Genomic DNA, 19,936 nt, shown 5'->3' with positions numbered 1-19,936 from the left:
ATGGTCGAGGATTTTGGAGAGACGGCTGCTTTGAACGGCGGAGACGCGAGACAGTTTTGTCTCACGCTGATGGCAGAGCCGCTGGAGCTGAGCTGGCATCATTGCGGCCTGACATCGGATTTTATCGGTGAATATTTCAGCAGGGCTTGCGGCAAAGACATCGATCCTGTCGATGCGCGGCACAGCATCAGTTACATGATCAACGAGATTCTGGAAAATGCGATCAAGTTCCGTCACGGCGGCGACATCGCGATTCACAGCTCGCTGGAAGAACAGACGTTTGAAATCCGGATCGTGAACCGGATCGACCAGGAAACGGCCGTCAAGTTTCAGGGGCACCTGAAAGCCCTGCTCGACCGCGAACCGGGAGAGCTGCTCCTGGAACGCATCGAGGAGAACGCCCTCAACCCGGACTCCTCCGGCTCAGGCCTGGGTTTGCTCACACTTATGAGCGACTACGAGGCCAAATTGGGCTGGTCTTTCGCGTCTGAGCGTGTAAGTGAAGGCGTTGAGTTGACGACATATGCTTCTTTGCGACTTTCCTGATCGCTGACATATTCCAAAGGAAGAAATCACAATGGAAATCAGCACGAACGATTACCGCGTTTGGACTGAAGGCTCCGCCATCCACTACGAAGGAACGATGCGGCTTTCAGGAACAGATGCCTACGCACCTATTCTGGACATCATGAATTCCGTTCTGGCGGCCAAGCCGGAACTCATCACCATGGACCTGACAAGCCTGGAATTCCTGAACAGCTCCGGCATCAATCTGCTCGCAAAGTTCACGATCGAAATCAGAAAGCAGCCGGAAGTCGGCGTTCGGGTTCTGGGCTCCAAGTCCATTCCCTGGCAGTCGAAATCACTCCGCAACCTGCAGCGTCTGCACCCGGCGCTTGAACTGACGATTTCCTGATCCCGCACTCGGGCGCGTGAGGACGTGCTGATGCAAGCGCAACGGAAATGCCCGCAGACTTCCGGCCTCGGTTTCAAGAAGGCCGGATGAATTGCGCATGTCGCAGGCCTAATATCCGTCCTCGTTGCAACAGGCTTTCAGTCGTCCCGCCAGTCTCCCGGACATGATAGTGAAAATCTCGGCAAGGCCATCCTGATCACGGCGCAGGCCGCAGCTGGCGCTATCAGTGCCGTGAAGGTTGCCTGCAAAGCGCCGGTCAAGTGATCGGGCAGGGCTCGTAATCCTGCTCAGAGCCTCAGGCCATGAAGTTCCGATCGCCGCGGTGCAGGGCTTTCCACAGCTCGTGATCCGCCAGGCCGGTTCCTGACTTTCCCGTTTCAAAAATCCCTTGGCCGGCAATGCGATCCGGCGGAATATGCCGGTTGATCCGCCGGCTCCCGTGCCGCGGGCAGCCCACCCTTGGCAGGACTGGCGGCATCGCTTTTTGGGTACTGTTTCTGTTCTGCTGCTTCTTGTCAGCGCCATCTTCCGGAGGCCTTAATGACCCTGTCCGCTGAAGCCGTCGAAATCCTGAAATCCGTCAGCACGGCGACACTCACCACGATCCTTCTGAAAAAGGGACTGCGCAACGTCTGGATCCGCGGGGCGATGCCGCTTGATCGCTCCAGACCACGGATCGTCGGGCCGGCATTTACCCTTCGTTTCGTGCCTGCGCGTGAGGACCTGGCAACGCCCGCGTCCTGGGGCTCTCCCATTTCGACACGCGCGGCCATCGAGGAGATGCCGGAAGGATGCGTCGCGGTCATCGATGCGATGGGCATCCGCGATGCCGGTGTCTTCGGCGATATCCTGTGTGCCCGTATGCGCAAACGCAATGTCGCTGGCATGGTCACAGACGGCACAGTGCGCGATCTGACCGGTGTGCTGGCGTCGGATCTGCCGGTCTGGTGCAGCGGTGTCTCGGCCCCGCCTTCGGTGGCCGGTCTAACCTTCGTCGGCTGGCAGGAAACCATCGGCTGCGGCGGCGTTGCGATCATTCCGGGCGATATCATCGTGGCAGACGGCGATGGTGCGGTCGTGATCCCTGCCGCCACGCTTGATGACGTGCTGAAAGAAGCCCCGGAACAGGAACGCATGGAGGCCTGGATCGTCGAGCAGGTCGACGCAGGTGCGAAGCTGCCGGGCCTTTACCCGATGAACGAGGAAACCAAGGCGCGCTACGAAGCCGAACGCTGAGGGGCGTCGGATGCCGGGATCTGCATTCGATAAGGGAATCTGACGACGATGCAGCCCGGCTGCCATGCCTCATCCGGCCAGACTGTTCTGATAACAGGTGCTCGCGCGCCTGTTGCCCTGCATCACGCCCGGCTGTTTCATGCCGCTGGTTGGCGTGTTGTTCTGGCCGATATGCCCGCGCGCCCAGTCTCCCGGGCAAGTCGTGCCTGCGCACTCTATCAGCGTCTGCCATCGCCAAGGTTTGATCCGGAAGATTTCACTGATGCGCTCGAGGCGCTGATCGAACGCGAAAAGCCGTCCCTGATTGTCCCGACTTGCGAGGAGATCTTCTACCTGGCGGCAATTCGGGAGAGGCGTGGCCTTGGGGCGGAGCTGTTCGCGCCAGGTCTCGACCTGCTTCAGACGTCCCACAACAAGCATGACTTCATCAGGTTGTGTGAAGGGTTCGGGATTGCCGTGCCCGAAACACAGCTGCTGACATCTCGGCAAGATGTCACCGACCTTGGCAAGCAGGCCGAAAACCTTGTGTTCAAGCCCGTCTGGTCGCGCTTCGCCGGTCAGGTCCTTGTTTCGCCAGCGTCCCGCAAGTTGAAGCAGGTGGTGCCGAGCGCTGCAATGCCCTGGGTCGCCCAGGAACGGTTGGAAGGAGACGAGATCAGTGCCTACGTTCTGGCGCGCATGGGCAAGGTGCTGGCAATGTCGATGTACCGTTCACTTTACCGGGCCGGTGCTGGCGCGGGGATCTGTTTTGAACCGGTAACGGACCCGGCAACACGGGCTTTTATCGAAACATTCGTCGGGAACACCGGTTGGACAGGGCAGGTTTCGTTTGACCTGATGCGCCTTGATGACGGCTCTGTGCGCCCGCTGGAATGCAATCCGCGCGCGACCAGCGGCCTGCATTTTTTCAAGGACGCGGACCGGTTCGTCCGCACGCTTTTGCAAGGTGGTGACGAAGTCTTGCCGGACGTAACGGGCATTCAGGCCGTGCGGCTGGCCATGTGGGTCTACGGTCTGCCTTCAGCGCTCCGCTCACGAGATTTCGCCCGTTTCCGGGAGGTTCTCGGTGCGGCCGAGGAGATCCTCCGAACCAAGAACGATCCGTCGCCGGGGTGCGCGCAAATACCCGCCTTGCTGGAAATCGCGACCATAGCCATGCGCAACCGCATCAGTCTTCAAAGCGCCACCACGAGGGACATCGAGTGGAACGGGCCGGATCAAAGTTCGATGTAGGCGCTTCTGGGGGATACTGCCGCACCTGGCAGATCGCCTTTTTCAATTGCCTCGATGTCCCTTCGCAAATAGTCGAGCGGTCCGATCAGAGGTTTTGCGTTCGGAAAGCGCGCCGCGTTTTCAAGTGAGGATTTCAGCACGCGGCGGTCTTGTTCCAGAGCGATGCGGAACATCGGCTGGAACATCCAGGACTTGACTAGGTCGAGCAGTCCCTCGTTCGGTCCGATCAGGCAACCGATACCTTCAACAAGTCCGTCGGCCGCCTGCCGCAAATGGAAGGTGGTTGCCAGTGCAAGGCCGTTTTCGCCCCAATATTCCAGCTCGGCGATACCGGGAAAGCGATACCGCCCGACAGTCCGCACCCGCCCGGCTTCCAGCAGCCTGCTGATCAGGCCATGCTGCTGGTCCTCCCCGGTATAAACCGCCTCGACCCAGCCAGGCCCACCGGTGATATCGACCCGAACCCGATGCCGCTTGCTGCTGAGGCCGCGCAGCAGGCCCTTGTGGGTGAAATGGGTGTGGGTCGCATCGAGGATGTTTTCGGCAGCATCGATCAATGTCGAGTTGGTGCTGCTGCGCACGAGGCGCACCACTGTCTTTCCGCTTTCCATCGGATGCAGGTAGGGTTCACCTGAGGGGTCTCCATTGGAAAGAAAGACCACGCCGTCCTTCACGAAGGTCTTGAGGCCGGAAATCCGGTACCCCGGCACGTCGCCCATGTGTCCCGGAATGGCGGTGCAGCGTCCGTCGCCGTCAAAACGCCAGCCGTGATAGGGGCATTCGATCTCGCCTCCGACGACCTTTCCTTTCGACAGTTCCATCAGCCGGTGCGGACAACGGTCGGCCAGAGCCGAAATGCCGGATGCACTCTTGAACAACACCACAGGTTCGCCGCCGAATTCGACACGGGCCGGTCGGCGCTTCAAATCCTTCACGAGCGCCGCGGCCTGCCAGAAATCCTTTGATGAAGTCATAGGTCGAAGGCCTCCAGAAGGGGAATGCCGATGCGCGACAGAAGTTTTTCGAGGCTTCGCACTGCCAGTTGCCTGCGCCGGGACAGATGACCCGCATAGACGGCGTTGAACTCGATTTCCGGTTCTGCCCCGCGCAGCCGTTTGAAGTGGCCGGCGCCCGCGCTCATGTTGAAAAAGAGAGTGTGCCGGTCTGCAATGTCCTGGCCTGCCGCCATGACCAGCCGGTAGAGCCCGTCTTTCATCGGCAGGCGGGTGTCGTATCCAACCAGCGGCTGCGTCAATGTGCAGCCGTTGGCAAAGAAACCGGCTACAGCCACCAACTGGCCGCTGTCATCGCGATAACCAAGCAGTTGGAACAGGCCTCTGCGGTGGCATTCCCGGATGTAGGTTGCGGTGTACTGCGGATTGAGCGGTGTGTACTTGTCGAGATAGAGCATCTTGTAGAGCTCCGCGGCACGGTCAAAATCCGAACCCTCGAAGCTGTCGTTTTCCGCGAGCCGATAGGGCGTCTGTTGCATCAGCCTTGTGTCGTAGTGGCGGTTTTGCGTCGGCCGTCCTGGCGTTTGGTCACCGGAGTAGAGATAGATCCGTCGTGCCGCCAGAAGCCTGAACCCAGCTTGCCTGAGGGCGTTCATCGATGACCGGTCCGCCCGGTCATTGAGCGAGCGGATGACAATGGCATGCTCCGGATGGCGCTGAGAAAGGGTACTGGCGATCTCGCGGGCTGCGGCTGCATCGATTTCCGGAACTGGATTGGTTGATAGCAGCCAGTTGTTCACCTGCACCTGTCGATCAAGCCCGCTGGCCGCGATCAGCGGCGCACAGGCCCGGATCAGCGGTCGCACCAGATGGTAGGTCAGTGGCGACTTCAGGAAATTGCGCGTTTCCTCGATTGCATAGTCGATATAGGCAGCGCTGGGTGAACAGATGTAACACGTCGGCGGACGGCTCGGTTCGTTGATCGTCACCGGAAAACACCGCCCTGCAATCTCCAGCGAGCTGACACGCGTCGTGAGGTTGGCAACAAGATCAGGCATGGCAAAGTCGTTGCACAGACGGACAAAGGCATGAACGTTCTCCGGGGCGTTGCTCACACCTCCGTTGACCGACGTATCCCGCATGACTGGATCTTGCGTTGTGGTCATGATTGAGCCTGCCGCCTTATCCGGCTTTCCACCCGCCGCAGTTTGCGGGTGCTTTCCAGGGGCAGCCTTTCCCGGCGGAGCGAAATTGCTGGCACGAGGTCCAGTGCGCTCAGGGTTTTGCCAAGTGCCGAAAGGGCCGCTTCAGCGCTCGTCTCCGCCACCTCCGGTGGCAGTAGCAGGGTCACCGATCCATCTGCTTCCTGCACAAGGCGAAAATCGGAAATCTCGCGGGAGGCATCCAGAACCGAATTGCGCAGAATGTCGGGCGTAACCGGCACGTCCGTTCCCGCGTCGCTGGTGAAGATGAAGATATCGTCCATCCTCCCGATCACTTCATCAACCGTCTGAAGCGGCGAGCCGCAGGTGCATGGTGTCGACGACAGGCGCAGGAGATCGTTCATCCGGTATCGTGCCATGATCTGGAAATCGCGGCGAAAGCCTGTCACCAACGGAGTGACGAGATCGTTTGCGACCGGCTCGAACTCGAAAAAATTGGCATCCTCGGCAAGATGCAGGCGGCCATGGGCACACGTCACGGCAAAAAGGCCTTCGGTTGCCATGTAGATCTGCCCGAGAGGAATGCCGAACCTCTTCTCGACAACGACCCGGTCGATCGGGTCGAGCGTTTCCGCACCTGCATAAAGCTTGCGAGGGGCAAGTCGGTCCGACGTTTCCGCCAGGTGCCGCAACACCCTCGGCGGTGCGACGATGGTCGTCGGATTGAAGGTTTCCAGTTGGTCCAGCCAGGAAGCGATGCCATGGCGCAGATCGAAGAACCGCAATTGCAGTTGCCGCAGTCTGGCCGGGCTTTCGTAAAGCGAGGAGGACTGCGGCAGGATGATCGCAACCCGTTCCGGATGCCAGAGAAAGCGGGGTAAGGTCTTGGCCAGAATAGTGCCGAGCCAACGGAACCGTTCTGGTGCGGTAATGGCGTAGAGGCCGCGGTTGCCGCTGGTGCCCGTACTGGCTCCGATGTTGATCCCGTTGATCTCGCCGCCCGCCTCCAATGCCTGCCATCCGGCCTCGGCGGTGATCCGGGCCCTGTTGAAGGCCTCGAACCGGCTCATCACGATGGCTTTGTCGATCACCGGCAGTTGGTCGAGGCGTGGCGGCGCGTCGCGGTAGAAATCGACCTTGGGAAGCGACCGGCGCAACCAGCCATCCAGTCGACGTTCCTGCCAGTCCTCGAAAGCCTTTCGAGATCGGCCACTGCGGCCGGTCCAGAGGGTTTCGGCAAAGGCAATGCCAGTCTGAAAACGCCCGCTCATGCCGAAACCTCCGGCAAATCGTATGGACTGTCGGACGGATCATGGCACAGCAGAACATCGCCGCCTTGCTCCCGGAAGGCGGCAACCCGGCGGCTGCTTGCCGCAAGTGCCCGGCGATCCGAAGCGACAAGAGCCGCGGGCAGTCCGGGGGCCTTGCCGGGTTCAAGCGCTGCCGCACACCATTGGGTGTCGACCGCATAAAGCAATGGCACCGGCTGTGCGGCAAAGCAAATGCCGAAATGGCCTTCCGCATGACCGGGCAGATTGACGGCCAGCGTCTCACCATCCCCAAAGAGATCAGCCCCTTCGCCAAGTCCATTGGGAGCGGGCTTGACCGGCAGTTGGTCAATATCGACGATCCGGCTGGAGAGATCCTGTGGCAGCAACTCGTCAAAGACGCCGTGGCGCAGATTGGAAAACCTTGAGCGCGCCTCGATACGAGCGTGCACTGCTGCCTTCGCATAGATCCTCGCCTTCGGGAAAAGGTGAAGCGCGGCAACATGATCGGCGTGAAAATGGGTCAGCACGATGGCTGCAACATCTGCTGTGCTTGCGCCCAGGCGATCAAGCACACGGGTGGGCTGGTGCTCTTCGATCAGCTTCGGTCGGAGCAGACTGGCATAGATCCGAAGCGGCAGACTGCGCCCTGAACCTTCCGTGACCCGGGGGCCGTAACCTGTATCGATCAGCACCAGTCCGGCAGTCGGGTGCTGGTGAACCCCATAGCGTACCTTGAAGCGGAGCGGGTGACGCCCACCCCTACGGACCACCAACCGCTCCGGCGCGGAAACAAAAGCGCTGTTTGCAAACACCGGGGTCAATGGGCTTTCCCTTCGCCAAGTGTTTTTGCAAGACCGCTTTCGAAGTCGATCTGCGGTCGCCAGCCCAGTAACCGCTCCGCCTTGGAAATGTCGAGGCTCTGTCGGAAGGCGAAGAGCCCGAGCGTATAGGGTGTCGCCAGAGGTTCGCCGGCGCCAGGCACGATCAGACTTGCCGTCTCCAGAAGCCTGGCCGCCAGGACAGCCGGGGCCAGGGGGCGGTTCTGCCAGCGAACCGGAACGCCTTTGGCGGCACAGACACGCTCGACAATGAAACGCACCGGCAAAGGTTCGCCTCCGGAAATGTTGAACGTCTCGCCTTCGCATTCAGGTGAGGCTTCAAGGGCCGTCTCGATGGCTGAGAGCAGATCATCGACATGGGTCAGGTCGATGGAGGCAGCTCCATTCCGGAAAAACGGCAAGGGCCGCTTGTGGGCCGCGGCAAGCAAACGCGGCAGAAGGGTTGTGTCACCGGCGCCGTAAAGGCCGCGTGGACGCAGGTTGATCGGGCCAAGGTCGGCGCGGGTTAGCACCAGCCGTTCGGCCTCGGCCTTTGTCGCCGCATAAGCGTTGATGGGCGGCGGCAACAGCGCATCTTCCCGGACGTTCTCCTTGTCCTTCATCTCGAAATAGACGGTGGGCGAGGAAATGTTGACGAACCGCCGCACGCCAAGCTTTTCCGCAAGATCAAGCAGGTGTTTTGTCCCGGTGACATTCGCCGACATAAAGGCGCTACGTCGTCCCCAGGGCGCGGAGAGCGCGGCGCAATGAACAATGTCGCCGACCGGACCAAAAGGCGCAATTTGACCCTTGTCGCAGGGGTTGGAAAGATCCATGCGAACGACGTCGAAGCCCTCGGCCTCAAGGTGCTGACACTGCAACTCGCTGCGGCCAAGAGCGATCGGGTTGGAGCCTTTGGCGCGCAAATGACGGATCAGGGCTCCGCCCAGAAATCCCGTTGCTCCAGTGACCAGCAAGCGCCCCATGGTCAAACCTCAAGGGCCATGCCGCCGAAGGTCACACCGGCCGATGTCCCGAGCAACAGCACGCGCATGCCGGGCTCGATCCGGCCCTGGCGCCAGGCAATGTCGAGCGCGGTTGGCAGCGATGCTGCAATCTGGTTGCCGTGGGTGCAGCCGATGTCGACCACGCGGGTGCGCTCCATGCCGGTTTCCCGGATCATGTGCTCCAGCGCGAGCGGGCTTGCCTGGTGCGGAACGACGAGGTCGATATCCTGCCGGGCCCATCCGGCTTTCGACAGCAGCTGGTCGACGAACTGCGGAAAGTGCTTGTGCGTGACACGGAAGAGGTCCTTGCCGTCCATGTGGAACACGGCATGCCGGGCGAAGGCCTCGTGGTCCTTGTGAAAATCGAACCGAGTGCCTCCGGCCCCGATCTCGCATGCAGCATAGGCGGAGGGGTAGGTTCGCAGCAGCGAGGCTGCAATGCCCGGGCCATCACTGCCTCCTGTCGTCAGGACGACGGCAGCCGCGCCATCGCCGAACAGGGCGGCAACATCGGGCTGGTCTTCCCAGGGCAGTGCGCGCGAGGCAATGTCCGCGGCAAACACCAGCACCGACGTTGCTTGCCCCAGCGCAAGTTTGTTGGCGGCAAGCTCGAAGGCGGTCAGGAAGGAAAGACAAGTCGCATTGACGTCGTAGGCCGCCGCCGTGCCATCGGCAAAACCCAGTCTCTGCATCACCAGTGGCGCGGTTGCCGGCAGGGTCTGGTAGGGAATACCGCACGCACCGAGGACGAGATCGACGCCCCGAGGCGCCTGGCCTGCCTTTTCAAGCGCGGCTTGGCAAGCCGCAACCGCCAGATCTATCTGGCTTTCCTCTGCTGCGACAAACCGGCTTGAAACGCCGGACAGTTTTTGAAGATGTCCGGCAGGAAAGCCCAGCTGAAGATCGAGGGCTTCCGAGGTGACGGACTTTGCAGGCAAGGCATGTCCAGTGCCTGCAATTCTGACGGGAAGAATGGATGCGGCCTCCGTTTGCGCTCCGGTCCGGACCGGCTTCAGACAAGGATCTAAGTCACGGGCCGAAGACACGCAAGGAGGATGGGGCATTGGACCAGGCGGAGAAGCCGGAACCGGCTTGCCAGGAATAGGGGCCGCATTTCAAAACGCGGGCAGATCGCAGCCCCAGGACCCGGTCATGCCCTTTGAAACGCAGCCTGTGTACCCGCGGAGCAAAGACGCTGATTGTGCGGCGTCACGCCGAACCTGTTTTGGTAGGTGCGGATGAAATGCGAAGCGGATTCGTAGCCGCAGGCCAGGGCGATCTCAGACACGGACCGTTCGGTCTGCAGCAGAAGATTGCGGGCACGCGTCAGCTTCTGGTCTATGGCAAACCGTTTCGGCGACACCTTCAGGTGTTTCTGGAACAACCGCTCAAGCTGCCGGGTGGAAATGCCGATCTTGCGGGCGATCTCGGATGTCGGCAGATAATAGGGCGCGCTTTCGTTCAACAGACGAATTGCCTCGGCAATATGCGGGTTCCGGATTCCGTGCCGCGCCTGTAGTGAAATCTGCTGGGCCGCGTTGGCAGGCCGAACACCGGAATAGACCATCATGTCCGCAATCGCGACCGCCAGGTCCGTACCGTGGGCTTCGCCGATCAGGTGCAGCATCATGTCGGTCGCCGCGGTGCCGCCGGATGCGGTGACGAAGGCCTCGTCCGTGACGAAGACATTCTTGCACAACTGCACGTCCGGAAAGGTTTCCTCGAAACTGTCGTGGAACGACCAGTGAATGGCTGCGCGGCGGTCGTTCAACAAGCCAGCCTTGGCAAGAATGTAGGCACCCGAACAGATCGCACCGATCTGGGTGCCCCGGGCACGCTCCCGCCGCAGGAAGCTCAGCACCTCCGGCGCCGCCCGGTCGCCGACATTCTGACCGGAGATCAGGAACAGGCTGGAGCGCGCGGGCAAGGGACCGAGGCCCTGATCCACCAGCGTCACGGTTCCGTTGGAGCAGACCGCCCTTTGACCATCGGGTGAGGCCAGTCGCCACCGGTAGATTTCCTCTCCCTGAAGCAGGTTGGCGATACGCAGCGGCTCCACCGCGCAGGCGAAGGCGATATGCGAAAAATCTTCAAGCAACAGGAAGGTGACGTCAGTGGTTCGGGACATGTCGCTTTTCTCCGGCCTCTGTCGCCTCTGGCCGATCACGGCCTTTCGGGCGCATGTATTATTATTGTGTTGATATTGTACACATCATGTATACAAACGAGTCAACTGAATTCGGAATGGAGCGTCCCATGCCCCCTGTACGCGGCACGGCAAAGTCGAATGCCTATGAGGATCTGAAACGCGCGATCCTGACATTGGAGCGCAAGCCCGGCAGCCCGCTGGAAGAAACCGATCTGTGTGATCTCTACGGCCTCTCCCGCACACCTTTGCGCGAGGTGCTGCAGCAACTGGCCGGTGAAGGCTATGTCACGCTGCAGCTCAATCGGGGTGCGCGCGTTTCCGACATGACCCACTACACGCTGCGGGACTTCTTCCTTGCCGCACCGTTGATCTACAGCGCCGTGCTTCGGCTCGCCGCGCAGAACGCGACGCCGGCACAGATCGAGGAACTGCGTCAGGCGCAGAAAGAGTTCCGGGCCGCCATGGCAAGTGGCGACGTGATTGAACGCGCACTTACAAACGACCGTTTCCACCGCATCACCGGCCACATGGCGGGTAACAGTTACCTGCTGGCGAGCCTTGACCGGTTGCTGATCGACCATACCCGGATCGGCATGACCTTCTTCCGCCCCAAGTCCGGTGCGAAGGAAGATCGCCTCGAGCTGGCCGGCCGCCAGCATGACGAGATGATCGAGGCGATCGAGCAGGGCGACGACAACCGCGCCGCGGAACTGGCGCTGGAGCACTGGGCTCTCTCGCGTGACCAGATCGAACTGTTTGTCATGCCTGAAGGCCTGGAAGCTCCGCTCGGCATCCCACCCAAACTCAAATCCGCATGAGGCAGACACCGCGATGACCCCAATCATGAAGTTCGAAGGCATCTACACGCCCGTGGTCACGCCCTATAACGGCGAAGGCAACGTGGTCTGGGATGCCCTGGCCGCTGTAGTCGACCATCTTGTCGACAATGGTGTGCACGGCCTGATTTCCGGTGGATCAACGGGCGAAAACTATGCCCAGACCGTCGAGGAACGTCTCGAACTGGCGCGCTTTACCGCGCAAAGGCTTGCAGGCCGCCTGCCTCTGATCGTGGGAACGGGAACCATGAGGACACCGGATTCCATCGCGCTCGCAGAAGGTGCAGCGGAGCTCGGTGCCGATGCCATTCTGGTGGCAACACCGCCCTATTCGGTGCCGACGGAGCGGGAAAACGCGCTCAATGTCCTGACCATCGACCGGGCCGCCGATCTTCCGATCATGCTCTATAACTATCCAGGCCGGATGGGGGTGAACATGGGCGAGGAATTCCTCGACCGGGTTGGCCGTTCGCGCAATGTCTGCGCCATCAAGGAGAGCTCTGGCGACATCAACCGCGTTCACCTTCTGGCGCGCGACTACCCGCACATCCAGATGTCCTGCGGCATGGACGATCAGGCGCTGGAATTCTTCGCCTGGGGGGCACGCAGCTGGGTATGCGCCGGCTCGAATTTCCTGCCCGAAGAACATGTTGCCCTTTACCGGGCCTGCGCCGTCGAAGGGGATTTCAGCAAGGGGCGGCGGATCATGTCGGCAATGATGCCGCTGATGCGCGTTCTGGAACAGGGCGGCAAGTTCATTCAATGCGTCAAGCACGGGGTGGAAATGAGCGGGCTCTATGCCGGTCCGCCGCGCCCGCCGTTGAAGGCACTCAACAAGGACGACAAGCGCCAGCTCGACCAGGTCGTCCGGGTTCTGAAATCCACCATTCAAGACATCACGGCGGGAGAATGATCATGACCGACCTTCTGACGCGCGAGGAATACAAGGCGCTCGCTGCCGGCCTGACCTTGCCGACAAATGCCTTCATCGACGGCTCTTACCGCCCGGCGGCATCGGGAAAGACCTTCGAGACGGTCAATCCCGCCACCGGCGAGACACTCGCCTCCGTGGCAGCCTGCGGGGCCGAGGATGTCGATTTCGCAGTGCTGAAGGCCCGGGAGGCCTTTGAGGACGGCCGCTGGTCGAAGCTGCATCCGGCGGACCGCAAGGACACGCTGATCCGCTTTGCCAAGCTCATCACCCGCAACCGGCGGGAGCTGGCCGTGATGGAGAGCCTCGACAGCGGCAAGACGATCTACGATTGCGAAACCGTGGATGTGCCGGAGACGATCCATTGCCTGAAATGGCACGCAGAGGCGATCGACAAGATCTACGACCAGGTCTCGCCCGCCTCCGATGATCACATCGCCATGATCGTGCGCGAACCGGTTGGCGTCGTCGGGCTGGTTCTGCCCTGGAACTTTCCGCTGCTGATGCTCGCCTGGAAAATCGGTCCGGCGCTGGCGGCAGGATGTTCGGTCATCGTCAAGCCGGCCGAAGAAACATCGCTCACCGCCCTGCGCATTGCGGAACTTGCCATGGAAGCCGGCATTCCGCGGGGTGTCTTCAATGTCGTTCCCGGGTCCGGTCCGGACGTCGGCGAACCGCTTGGCCGGCACATGGATGTCGACATGATCTCCTTCACCGGCTCGACGGAAACCGGCCGCCGGTTCCTGCGCTATGCTGCCGACAGCAACCTGAAGGAGGTCGTTCTGGAAATGGGCGGCAAGAACCCGAGCGTTGTCCTGAAGGACGCCGAAAATCTCGACAGGGTGGCTGCTCACGTCGTCAATGGCGCGTTCTGGAACATGGGCGAGAACTGTTCGGCAAGTTCCCGCCTGATCGTGGAAGAAGACATCAAGGAAGCACTGCTGGAGCGCATCCTGGCCCATGCGCGGGAATGGACGATGGGCGATCCCCTTGATCCGGAGCATCGCGTCGGTGCGCTCGTCTCCAGCGATCATTTCGCCAAGGTCAGTTCCTATCTGGACAAGGGTGCAAAGGTGTTGATGGGCGGCGGCAGCCGCGATGGCGCCTTCGTCGAACCGACCGTTCTGGAAACCGATCCGGTGTCCACCATTGCGCGGGAGGAAATCTTCGGTCCTGTCTTGAGCGTTCTGACCGTGAGAAGCTTCGATGAGGCTATCGCGCTGGCCAACGATACGCAGTATGGCCTTGCAGCCTCGATCTTCACCGGCAACGCCAGAAAGGCGCTGCGTGGTGCCCGGGCGATCCGTGCCGGCACCGTGACCGTCAATTGCTTTGGTGAAGGCGACATCACCACACCGTTCGGAGGGTTCAAACAGTCCGGTTTCGGCGGGCGGGACAACAGTTTGGCGGCACACGACCAGTACACTCAGCTGAAGACCATCTGGCTGGATCTGTCCGACGACGAGGACGAGGCCGTCGGATGACGAAACGGGCCGCCGACACTCTGCCGAACCTGCAAGGCCCGGCGGCCTGGAACACCATCCTGCCGAAGCAGCAGCCTGCGCAGCTGCTGAGCGAACAGATCAGCGCGGATGTCACGATCATCGGCGCCGGTTTTGCCGGTCTGTCGGCGGCGCGGCGCCTGCTCCAGTCAGACCGAAATCTCAAGGTTGTCGTGCTCGACGCTTGCCGGGTTGCGGAAGGGTCGGCCGGACGCAATTCCGGATTCATGATCGACCTGCCGCATGAGCTGACATCGGAGGATTATGCCGGTAACGGTGACGACAAGTCTCTGATCGCCCTCAATCGAGAGGCAATCGGCTTTGCGCGTGGCGCGGTCGAGGACTACGGAATCGACAGGAACTTTTTTGATCCGGCAGGCAAGATCAACGGTGCGGCTAGTATCAAGGCCGATCATCATAACCGCAGTTATGCCGACCATCTGACGAGCCTCGGTGAAAAATATGAGCTGCTCGACCGGCAACAGATGGCGGACCTGACCGGTAGCAGACACTACGTTGGCGGACTTTATACCCCCGGTACCGTCATGCTGCAGCCTGCCGGATATATCCGCGGACTTGCCGCCGGACTTCGGCGGGAAGGCGTGCAGGTTTTCGAGCAAAGCCCGGTCCTATCTTTCGCCAGGGAAGGCGAAAGCTGGAAGGTGGAAACGCGATCCGGATCCGTTTCAACGGCAAAAGTCATCCTCACGGTCAATGGTCATCTGGAGAGTTTCGGTTTCGAACGAGACCGGCTGATGCAGCTGTTCCTGTTTGCCGTCATGACGCCCGAGCTGGACAGTGAGGCGTTGAAGAAACTTGGCGGCCAAAGCCGTTGGGGCATCACGCCATCTGATCCTATGGGGACGACCTTGCGCCGGATCGACGCCGGTCAGGGTGGAAACAGGATCGTTACGAGAACCTGCGCTGTGCTGAAACCCGACATGCGGCTGACCCCGGCAAGCGTGGAACGTGCGGCCCGTGTCATGCAACGCAAGTTCGACCGGCGTTTTCCGCAGTTGGCAGGGTTGAAGATGGAATACAAGTGGGCAGGACACCTTTGCCTGTCGCTGAACGGTGTCGCGGTCATGCGCGAACTGGAGCAGGACGTGTTTTCCGGTTGCGTGCAAAACGGTCTCGGCACCGCACGCGGAACCCTGACCGGCATGGGCGCTGCTGATCTCGCGCTGGGCCGGACCAGCAGTATTACCCGTCATTTCGGTGCTGAAGCCCGGCCGAAAAAACTGCCGCCACAGCCATTCCGGGAAATCGGCGCCAATGTCGTGCTGCGCTGGAAGGAATGGCGCGCGGCCGAGGAATGATCCCGGCCAGAGACCGACCGGACGTCAGTAGACCCATTCGAACACATAGCCCGAGATCAGTGACCCGGTAACGGCAAGCACCAGGTAAAGCAGAAATGGGCGCAGTTTCAGCACGGGAAATATCGCAAGTGCTCCCCAGATGCTGACAACACCTCCGGAGACCAGAAACGCCATCGCCGCGCCGGGCGACATGCCGTTGTCGACGAGACCGCGGGTCAGCGGCAAGGCCGCATAACCGTCGATATAGGCCGGTGCGCCGACGAAGACGGCGGCGGGTATGGCCCACCAGGTGCTCGAGCCAACATAGGCTGCCAGCGATCCCGGGGGCAGAGCTGCATTCAGCGCATATTCGGCAAAGAAGGCCGGGATCAGGCAGATCAGGATCAGCCGTGTCGTTGCCGCTGCCTGCCGCGCGAAGGCCTTGCGCCGGCTGCTGTTGCGCCAGACACGCGGTTCAAACGATGTCGCGCCGTCACAGCACCGCGCCGTCAATTTCGCGGCGAGCCCACCAGACCGCAGCGCCGCTTCACCGCTTCGCTCACGCGTGAGCGCTGCTGTGACGGATCCGCCAAATACACCCAGACCGAAGGCCGCCACGGTCTTGCCGACTGCAAAGGGGACACCGAGGGTCGCCGCCGTAGTCGCCAGCATGGCCGGGTCGGTAATCGGCGAGGACAGCCAGAACGCCATGACCGGGGCAAGGGGAACCCCGGCTGCCAGCAACCCGGCCATCAGAGGCAGGATCGTCACCCCGCAGACCGGCGTGATCGCCCCCATGGCAGACGCCACGAGGACCGCGCGCATGAGCCGTCCTTCAAACGCGCGGCCGATGATCCTGTCGGCACCGCTGGCCATGATCCAGGCCGTGAGGGCTATGCCCGGCACGACGAGCGGAGCAACTTGAAGGAGACCCTGTCCGGTGAACAGGATCCCCTGTTTGAAGAACTGCGGCCACAGCCAGACAAGCCCGGCGAGAAGGCCAGCTCCGGCTCCGGCGGCAATTCTTCGGGATCCAGAAAACGTGGCTGTTGCCGTCTGTCCTTCCATGAAGGCCTCCAGTGATTGACGGCTTCAGACTAGGCGTGATCTAAGTATTGGTGAAACGAATATCTTAAATGTCAGATATTGAAAAATTGGATGAATAATCTCGACAGTGAACTCCTCCGAACTTTTCTGGCGGTTGCCGGGACGGGCAGCGTCACGGAAGGTGCCCGCCTGATTGGCCGATCACAATCGGCAACCAGTCTTCAGATCATGCGCCTTGAAGAGGTGATCGGGCGGGATCTGTTCGAGCGGACCGGTCGCGGCGTGACACTTACGGAAACCGGACAGCGCCTGATGCCGGTCGCAAGGGATGTGAAAGAACGGCTGGATGCCGTCCTGAGGGAAATCACCGCCGATGGTTTGCGCGGAAAGCTTCGCCTCGGCATTCCTGACGACCATGGCCAGGCAAAGCTTGCGAAGATCCTGTCTGCCTTCGCACAATCGCACCCGCAGGTGGAGCTTGAGGTAACCTGTACGATCAGCACCGATTTCCCGGAATTGCTGTCCAGGGGAAGGTTGGATCTTGCCGTCTATGAGGTGGAAACGATCGGCAGAAACGAAGAAGTGGTTTTCGAGGACCCGACCTGCTGGGTAATGTCGCGTTACCGGGATCTTCTGGCCGAAGAGCCGGTTCCGGTCGCCCTTTTCGACCGCGCCTGCTGGTGGCGTGAGGCGGCCCTCAAATCGCTTGAGGCAAGAGGGAGGCCTTACCGGATTGCCTTTTCAAGCCAGAGCGTGGCGGGGGTAACGGCTGCCGTGGAAGCGGGTATTGCGATTGGGCTTCTGGGTCGGTCTACTCTCGCGGGCCACCTCAAGGTGCTTGGTAACGAGCATGGGTTTGCCTCGACTCCCATGTCGAAACTTGTCATCGGCGTTGCAGCCAGCGCCAATCAGGATCTTGTCAGGACAATGAAGTCCGCTATTCGGCAGGCATTTTGAACCGCTTCAAGCCCTTCAGGGCAAGCTTAACCGGGTCATTCTGCCACCATCAACGGTGTAGACCTGCCCTGTTATGAAACCGCTTTCCTCCGCTGCCAGGAAAGCGACCAAGGCGGCAACTTCCTCCGGCTTGCCCGTCCGGCCAGCCGGGTGGATCTTGCCAATATCGCGCCGGAAGGCATCTGGATCCGGGGTCGCCTTGATGAATTCGAGATTGAGTTCCGTATCGATCCAGCCTGGTGCAACCGCGTTGCAGCGGACACCGTCCTTGCCGTGATCGACCGCAACGGCGCGCGTCAGGCCGTGAAGCCCGGCCTTGGAGGCGGAATAGGCAGCGTGTAGCGGATTGCAGCCGATGCCTTCGATGGAGCCGACATTGACGACGCTTCCGCGTGTCTGGCGCAAATGCGGCAAGGCATGTTTGATCATCAGGAAAGGCGCGGTCAGATTGACCGCCAACGAGTGTTGCCAGTCGGCGAGCGACATATCTTCGATCGCCGCTTCCCGCATCAGGCCGGCATTGTTGACGAGCACATCCAGCCTGCCACTGTTCGTTACAACGTCTTCGATAATGCGGGCGGGGGCGTCCATGTCGGCAAAATCCGCCCGGACATGCTCAAACTCGGGATCCTCGCCGCGCTGGGCCGTGAAGACCCTGGCACCTTCATTTTGCAAGCGCCGGGCAATGGCACGACCAATGCCGCTTCGCCCGCCCGTGACAAGGGCAATCTTTCCTTCGAAGCGCATCATGACACCGGTTTCCCGCCGTTGACCTCAACCAGCGAGCCGCACATGTAGCGCGCGGCATCGGAGGCAAGAAACAGAACGACGTCCGCGATATCGTCCGGCCGCGCCACCCGGCCAAGCGGAACGGTCCTGCCGAGTTCGGCAATCGCCGTTGCGGGATCAAAGCCGCGCTTTTCGAACCCGGTACGCAGCATCGGTGTGTCGACCTCGTTCGGGCAGACGGCATTGATGTGGATGCCCTGGTGGGCATGGTCCCGGCCCATGCACTGGGTCAGGGAAGCGATCGCCGCCTTGGTCATGCAATAGACAGCGTGGTTCGGGCACGGATGAACACCCCAGCAAGAGGCGATGTTGACGATGGCCCCACCTCCGGCCTCCGCCAGCAACGGGATACCCGCCCTGCAGATGCGGAAAGGAGCTTCGACATTGACCCCGACCGACAGCGCCCAGTCCTGATCGCTGGTCTCGGTCACCGGTCCGCGGGTAATGACACCGGCGTTGTTGATGATGATGTCGAGGCCGCCAAGTGCCTTGGCCGCCGTGAGGGGCAGTGCGTCTGCATAAGCCGGGTCCAGCAGGTTTCCCGAAATCCGGACTTCCGCATCAACGGCATCGCAATTCCGGTCGGCTGCAGCCACGCGTGCCCCTTCTGCCCGCAGCATCTGGGAGATGACTTTGCCGATCCCACCGGCGGCGCCCGTCACAAGGGCGCGTTTGCCTTTAAAACGCATGTCGGTCTCCAGTTCAGAAAGAAGCCATGGCGGTGCCGAACAGGGTCTCATCCGGTTCGACACCAAGGCCCGGGCCTTGTGGCAGGGCAATGTGACCGTCCCGGATGCGAACGCCTTCGCCGATGGAATAACTGCCTTCGATCATGGGTTCCGCAAGCCAGACCCCTTCCAGCAGAGACGGCTTCACAGTGGCAGCAACATGGGTGCAGGCGGCGGCGATGATGTCGCCGCCCCAGGCATCGTCGCAGGTATGTGGCAGCGAGACGGCTTCGCAGATATCCCGGAACGCAGCCATCTGCTGCAGTCCGCCGATCCGGGTCACTTTCATGCCGAATCCATCGACCAGTCCGCGCCCGGCGGCACGGATGACCGTTGCCAGGTCGACACCGTTCTCGTCCATGTAAAGTCCATGGTGGATCTGCGGCCTGATCTTCTCCAGGTCCTCGATCCGGTTACAGGGCTGTTCCAGAATGAACGGAATATCCGGGCATTCGCGACTGACACGCAGCGCGTCTCGTGTGGTCCAGCCTCGGTTGCCGTCGACCGCAAGACGCATGCCGGATCCGGCGATCTTGTCCCAGACCCTGCGGATCGTCTCGATATCGCGCTCGACGTCCTTCCCGCTCATCTTGACCTGCAGGCGCGGGTAGCCTTCGTCCCGTTTCTCCGCGGCAATGCTGGCGATCTCTTCGGGAGCACCGACACCGGTTGCGTAATAAGAGGGAACGCGTTCCGCTGCGACACCACCGAGAAGGTCGGCAACCCTAAGGCCCAGATGTTTGCCGAGCAGGTCATGAACGGCAATGTCGATTGCCGCCTTTGCGTAGTTGTGCCCGTTGAGCTGGCCGTTCATGAGACGACCGATCGTCAGGGGCCGAACGTCCTGGCCAATCAGCGCGGGGGCGAGCTGCTGCAGCGCCGCCTGCGCTCCGCCGGAATATGCTTCGGCGTACGTCGGGCCGACGGGGCAGGTTTCCCCCCAGCCGGTAAGTCCGTTGTCCGCAGTCAGCTTGACCAGGGTGGTCTGGAGAGACCAGACCTCGGCGTTTGCCATCTTGTAGGGGCCGCCCCTGACCGGCAGGTCATGGCGGAAGAGCTCGACAGACTTGATTTTCATGAACCGCCTCGTAGGGCAGAAGAG

At 61.2% G+C, this 19,936-nt stretch carries 20 protein-coding genes; 9 read left to right on the top strand and 11 right to left on the bottom strand.

What is annotated here, in order from left to right; genetic code table 11:
* The 4 genes from FIV03_RS04415 (at position 1) to FIV03_RS04400 (ending at position 3,385) form a co-directional block, all read left to right on the top strand.
* Positions 1-546, top strand: coding sequence for an ATP-binding protein (locus tag FIV03_RS04415; RefSeq protein WP_152508792.1), 546 nt, complete (start codon positions 1-3; stop codon positions 544-546).
* A gap of 31 nt (positions 547-577) precedes the next feature.
* Complete coding sequence (locus tag FIV03_RS04410; RefSeq protein ID WP_022999184.1) at positions 578-916, top strand: hypothetical protein; 339 nt, start codon at positions 578-580, stop codon at positions 914-916.
* 540 nt (positions 917-1,456) lie between these two features.
* Complete coding sequence (locus FIV03_RS04405; protein WP_152508791.1) at positions 1,457-2,152, top strand: ribonuclease activity regulator RraA; 696 nt, start codon at positions 1,457-1,459, stop codon at positions 2,150-2,152.
* A gap of 48 nt (positions 2,153-2,200) precedes the next feature.
* Positions 2,201-3,385 carry an ATP-grasp domain-containing protein gene (locus FIV03_RS04400; protein WP_152508790.1) on the top strand — a complete coding sequence of 395 codons (1,185 nt, stop codon included), beginning with the start codon at positions 2,201-2,203 and terminating at the stop codon, positions 3,383-3,385.
* Here FIV03_RS04400 and FIV03_RS04395 read toward each other — a convergent pair.
* From FIV03_RS04395 to FIV03_RS04365, 7 genes are all read right to left on the bottom strand, one after another.
* On the bottom strand, positions 3,370-4,359 hold the full coding sequence (locus FIV03_RS04395; RefSeq protein WP_152508789.1) for a Rieske 2Fe-2S domain-containing protein: 990 nt from the start codon (positions 4,357-4,359) through the stop codon (positions 3,370-3,372). The genes FIV03_RS04400 and FIV03_RS04395 overlap by 16 nt on opposite strands.
* Entirely contained in the window at positions 4,356-5,504 is a 1,149-nt protein-coding gene (locus FIV03_RS04390) for a GNAT family N-acetyltransferase (RefSeq protein WP_152508788.1), read from the bottom strand. The genes FIV03_RS04395 and FIV03_RS04390 overlap by 4 nt, the downstream gene beginning before the upstream one ends.
* A complete protein-coding gene (locus FIV03_RS04385) occupies positions 5,501-6,772 on the bottom strand; it encodes a CoF synthetase (RefSeq protein ID WP_152508787.1) in 1,272 nt (423 codons plus the stop codon). Before FIV03_RS04385 ends, FIV03_RS04390 begins: the two co-directional genes overlap by 4 nt.
* Complete coding sequence (locus FIV03_RS04380; RefSeq protein WP_286202264.1) at positions 6,769-7,542, bottom strand: MBL fold metallo-hydrolase; 774 nt, start codon at positions 7,540-7,542, stop codon at positions 6,769-6,771. Before FIV03_RS04380 ends, FIV03_RS04385 begins: the two co-directional genes overlap by 4 nt.
* A 47-nt stretch (positions 7,543-7,589) precedes the next feature.
* Positions 7,590-8,576, bottom strand: a complete 987-nt coding sequence (locus FIV03_RS04375) for an NAD(P)-dependent oxidoreductase (protein ID WP_152508785.1) — start codon at positions 8,574-8,576, stop codon at positions 7,590-7,592.
* 2 nt (positions 8,577-8,578) lie between these two features.
* Positions 8,579-9,535, bottom strand: a complete 957-nt coding sequence (locus FIV03_RS04370) for a 3-oxoacyl-[acyl-carrier-protein] synthase III C-terminal domain-containing protein (RefSeq protein ID WP_286202263.1) — start codon at positions 9,533-9,535, stop codon at positions 8,579-8,581.
* 212 nt (positions 9,536-9,747) lie between these two features.
* Positions 9,748-10,725 carry a GlxA family transcriptional regulator gene (locus FIV03_RS04365; RefSeq protein WP_022999174.1) on the bottom strand — a complete coding sequence of 326 codons (978 nt, stop codon included), beginning with the start codon at positions 10,723-10,725 and terminating at the stop codon, positions 9,748-9,750.
* A 128-nt stretch (positions 10,726-10,853) separates the two neighbouring features.
* Here FIV03_RS04365 and FIV03_RS04360 point away from each other — a divergent pair, with 128 nt between their 5' ends.
* From FIV03_RS04360 to FIV03_RS04345, 4 genes are read left to right on the top strand one after another with little or no spacing between them, the layout of a single operon-like run.
* On the top strand, positions 10,854-11,564 hold the full coding sequence (locus tag FIV03_RS04360) for a GntR family transcriptional regulator (protein WP_031268723.1): 711 nt from the start codon (positions 10,854-10,856) through the stop codon (positions 11,562-11,564).
* 25 nt (positions 11,565-11,589) lie between these two features.
* Positions 11,590-12,495: a dihydrodipicolinate synthase family protein gene (locus FIV03_RS04355; protein WP_152511816.1), complete on the top strand. Its 906-nt coding sequence runs from the start codon at positions 11,590-11,592 to the stop codon at positions 12,493-12,495.
* A 2-nt stretch (positions 12,496-12,497) separates the two neighbouring features.
* Positions 12,498-13,997 carry an aldehyde dehydrogenase gene (locus FIV03_RS04350; RefSeq protein WP_152508784.1) on the top strand — a complete coding sequence of 500 codons (1,500 nt, stop codon included), beginning with the start codon at positions 12,498-12,500 and terminating at the stop codon, positions 13,995-13,997.
* Positions 13,994-15,334: an FAD-binding oxidoreductase gene (locus FIV03_RS04345; RefSeq protein ID WP_152508783.1), complete on the top strand. Its 1,341-nt coding sequence runs from the start codon at positions 13,994-13,996 to the stop codon at positions 15,332-15,334. The genes FIV03_RS04350 and FIV03_RS04345 overlap by 4 nt, the downstream gene beginning before the upstream one ends.
* 24 nt (positions 15,335-15,358) lie before the next feature.
* On the opposite strand, the gene FIV03_RS04340 is transcribed toward FIV03_RS04345, so the two are convergent.
* A complete protein-coding gene (locus FIV03_RS04340; protein ID WP_152508782.1) occupies positions 15,359-16,381 on the bottom strand; it encodes a permease in 1,023 nt (340 codons plus the stop codon).
* Between the two features lie 90 nt (positions 16,382-16,471).
* Here FIV03_RS04340 and FIV03_RS04335 point away from each other — a divergent pair, with 90 nt between their 5' ends.
* The gene (locus tag FIV03_RS04335; RefSeq protein WP_055657034.1) at positions 16,472-17,317 is read left to right on the top strand and encodes a LysR substrate-binding domain-containing protein; all 846 of its coding nucleotides are present in this window, start codon (positions 16,472-16,474) and stop codon (positions 17,315-17,317) included.
* A gap of 15 nt (positions 17,318-17,332) precedes the next feature.
* Here the strand turns inward: FIV03_RS04335 and FIV03_RS04330 are convergent, their stop codons facing one another.
* From FIV03_RS04330 to FIV03_RS04320, 3 genes are read right to left on the bottom strand one after another with little or no spacing between them, the layout of a single operon-like run.
* Positions 17,333-18,067 carry an SDR family oxidoreductase gene (locus tag FIV03_RS04330; protein ID WP_152508781.1) on the bottom strand — a complete coding sequence of 245 codons (735 nt, stop codon included), beginning with the start codon at positions 18,065-18,067 and terminating at the stop codon, positions 17,333-17,335.
* Positions 18,064-18,795, bottom strand: coding sequence for an SDR family oxidoreductase (locus tag FIV03_RS04325; RefSeq protein ID WP_152508780.1), 732 nt, complete (start codon positions 18,793-18,795; stop codon positions 18,064-18,066). Before FIV03_RS04325 ends, FIV03_RS04330 begins: the two co-directional genes overlap by 4 nt.
* Positions 18,796-18,808: 13 nt before the next feature.
* The gene (locus tag FIV03_RS04320; protein WP_152508779.1) at positions 18,809-19,912 is read right to left on the bottom strand and encodes an enolase C-terminal domain-like protein; all 1,104 of its coding nucleotides are present in this window, start codon (positions 19,910-19,912) and stop codon (positions 18,809-18,811) included.
* Positions 19,913-19,936 lie beyond the last annotated feature (24 nt).

It is taken from the genome of Labrenzia sp. THAF187b (assembly GCF_009363375.1).
In the GTDB taxonomy this organism is placed as follows: Bacteria; Pseudomonadota; Alphaproteobacteria; order Rhizobiales; family Stappiaceae; genus Roseibium; species Roseibium algicola.
This window is presented reverse-complemented; position numbering and strand designations above follow the sequence as displayed.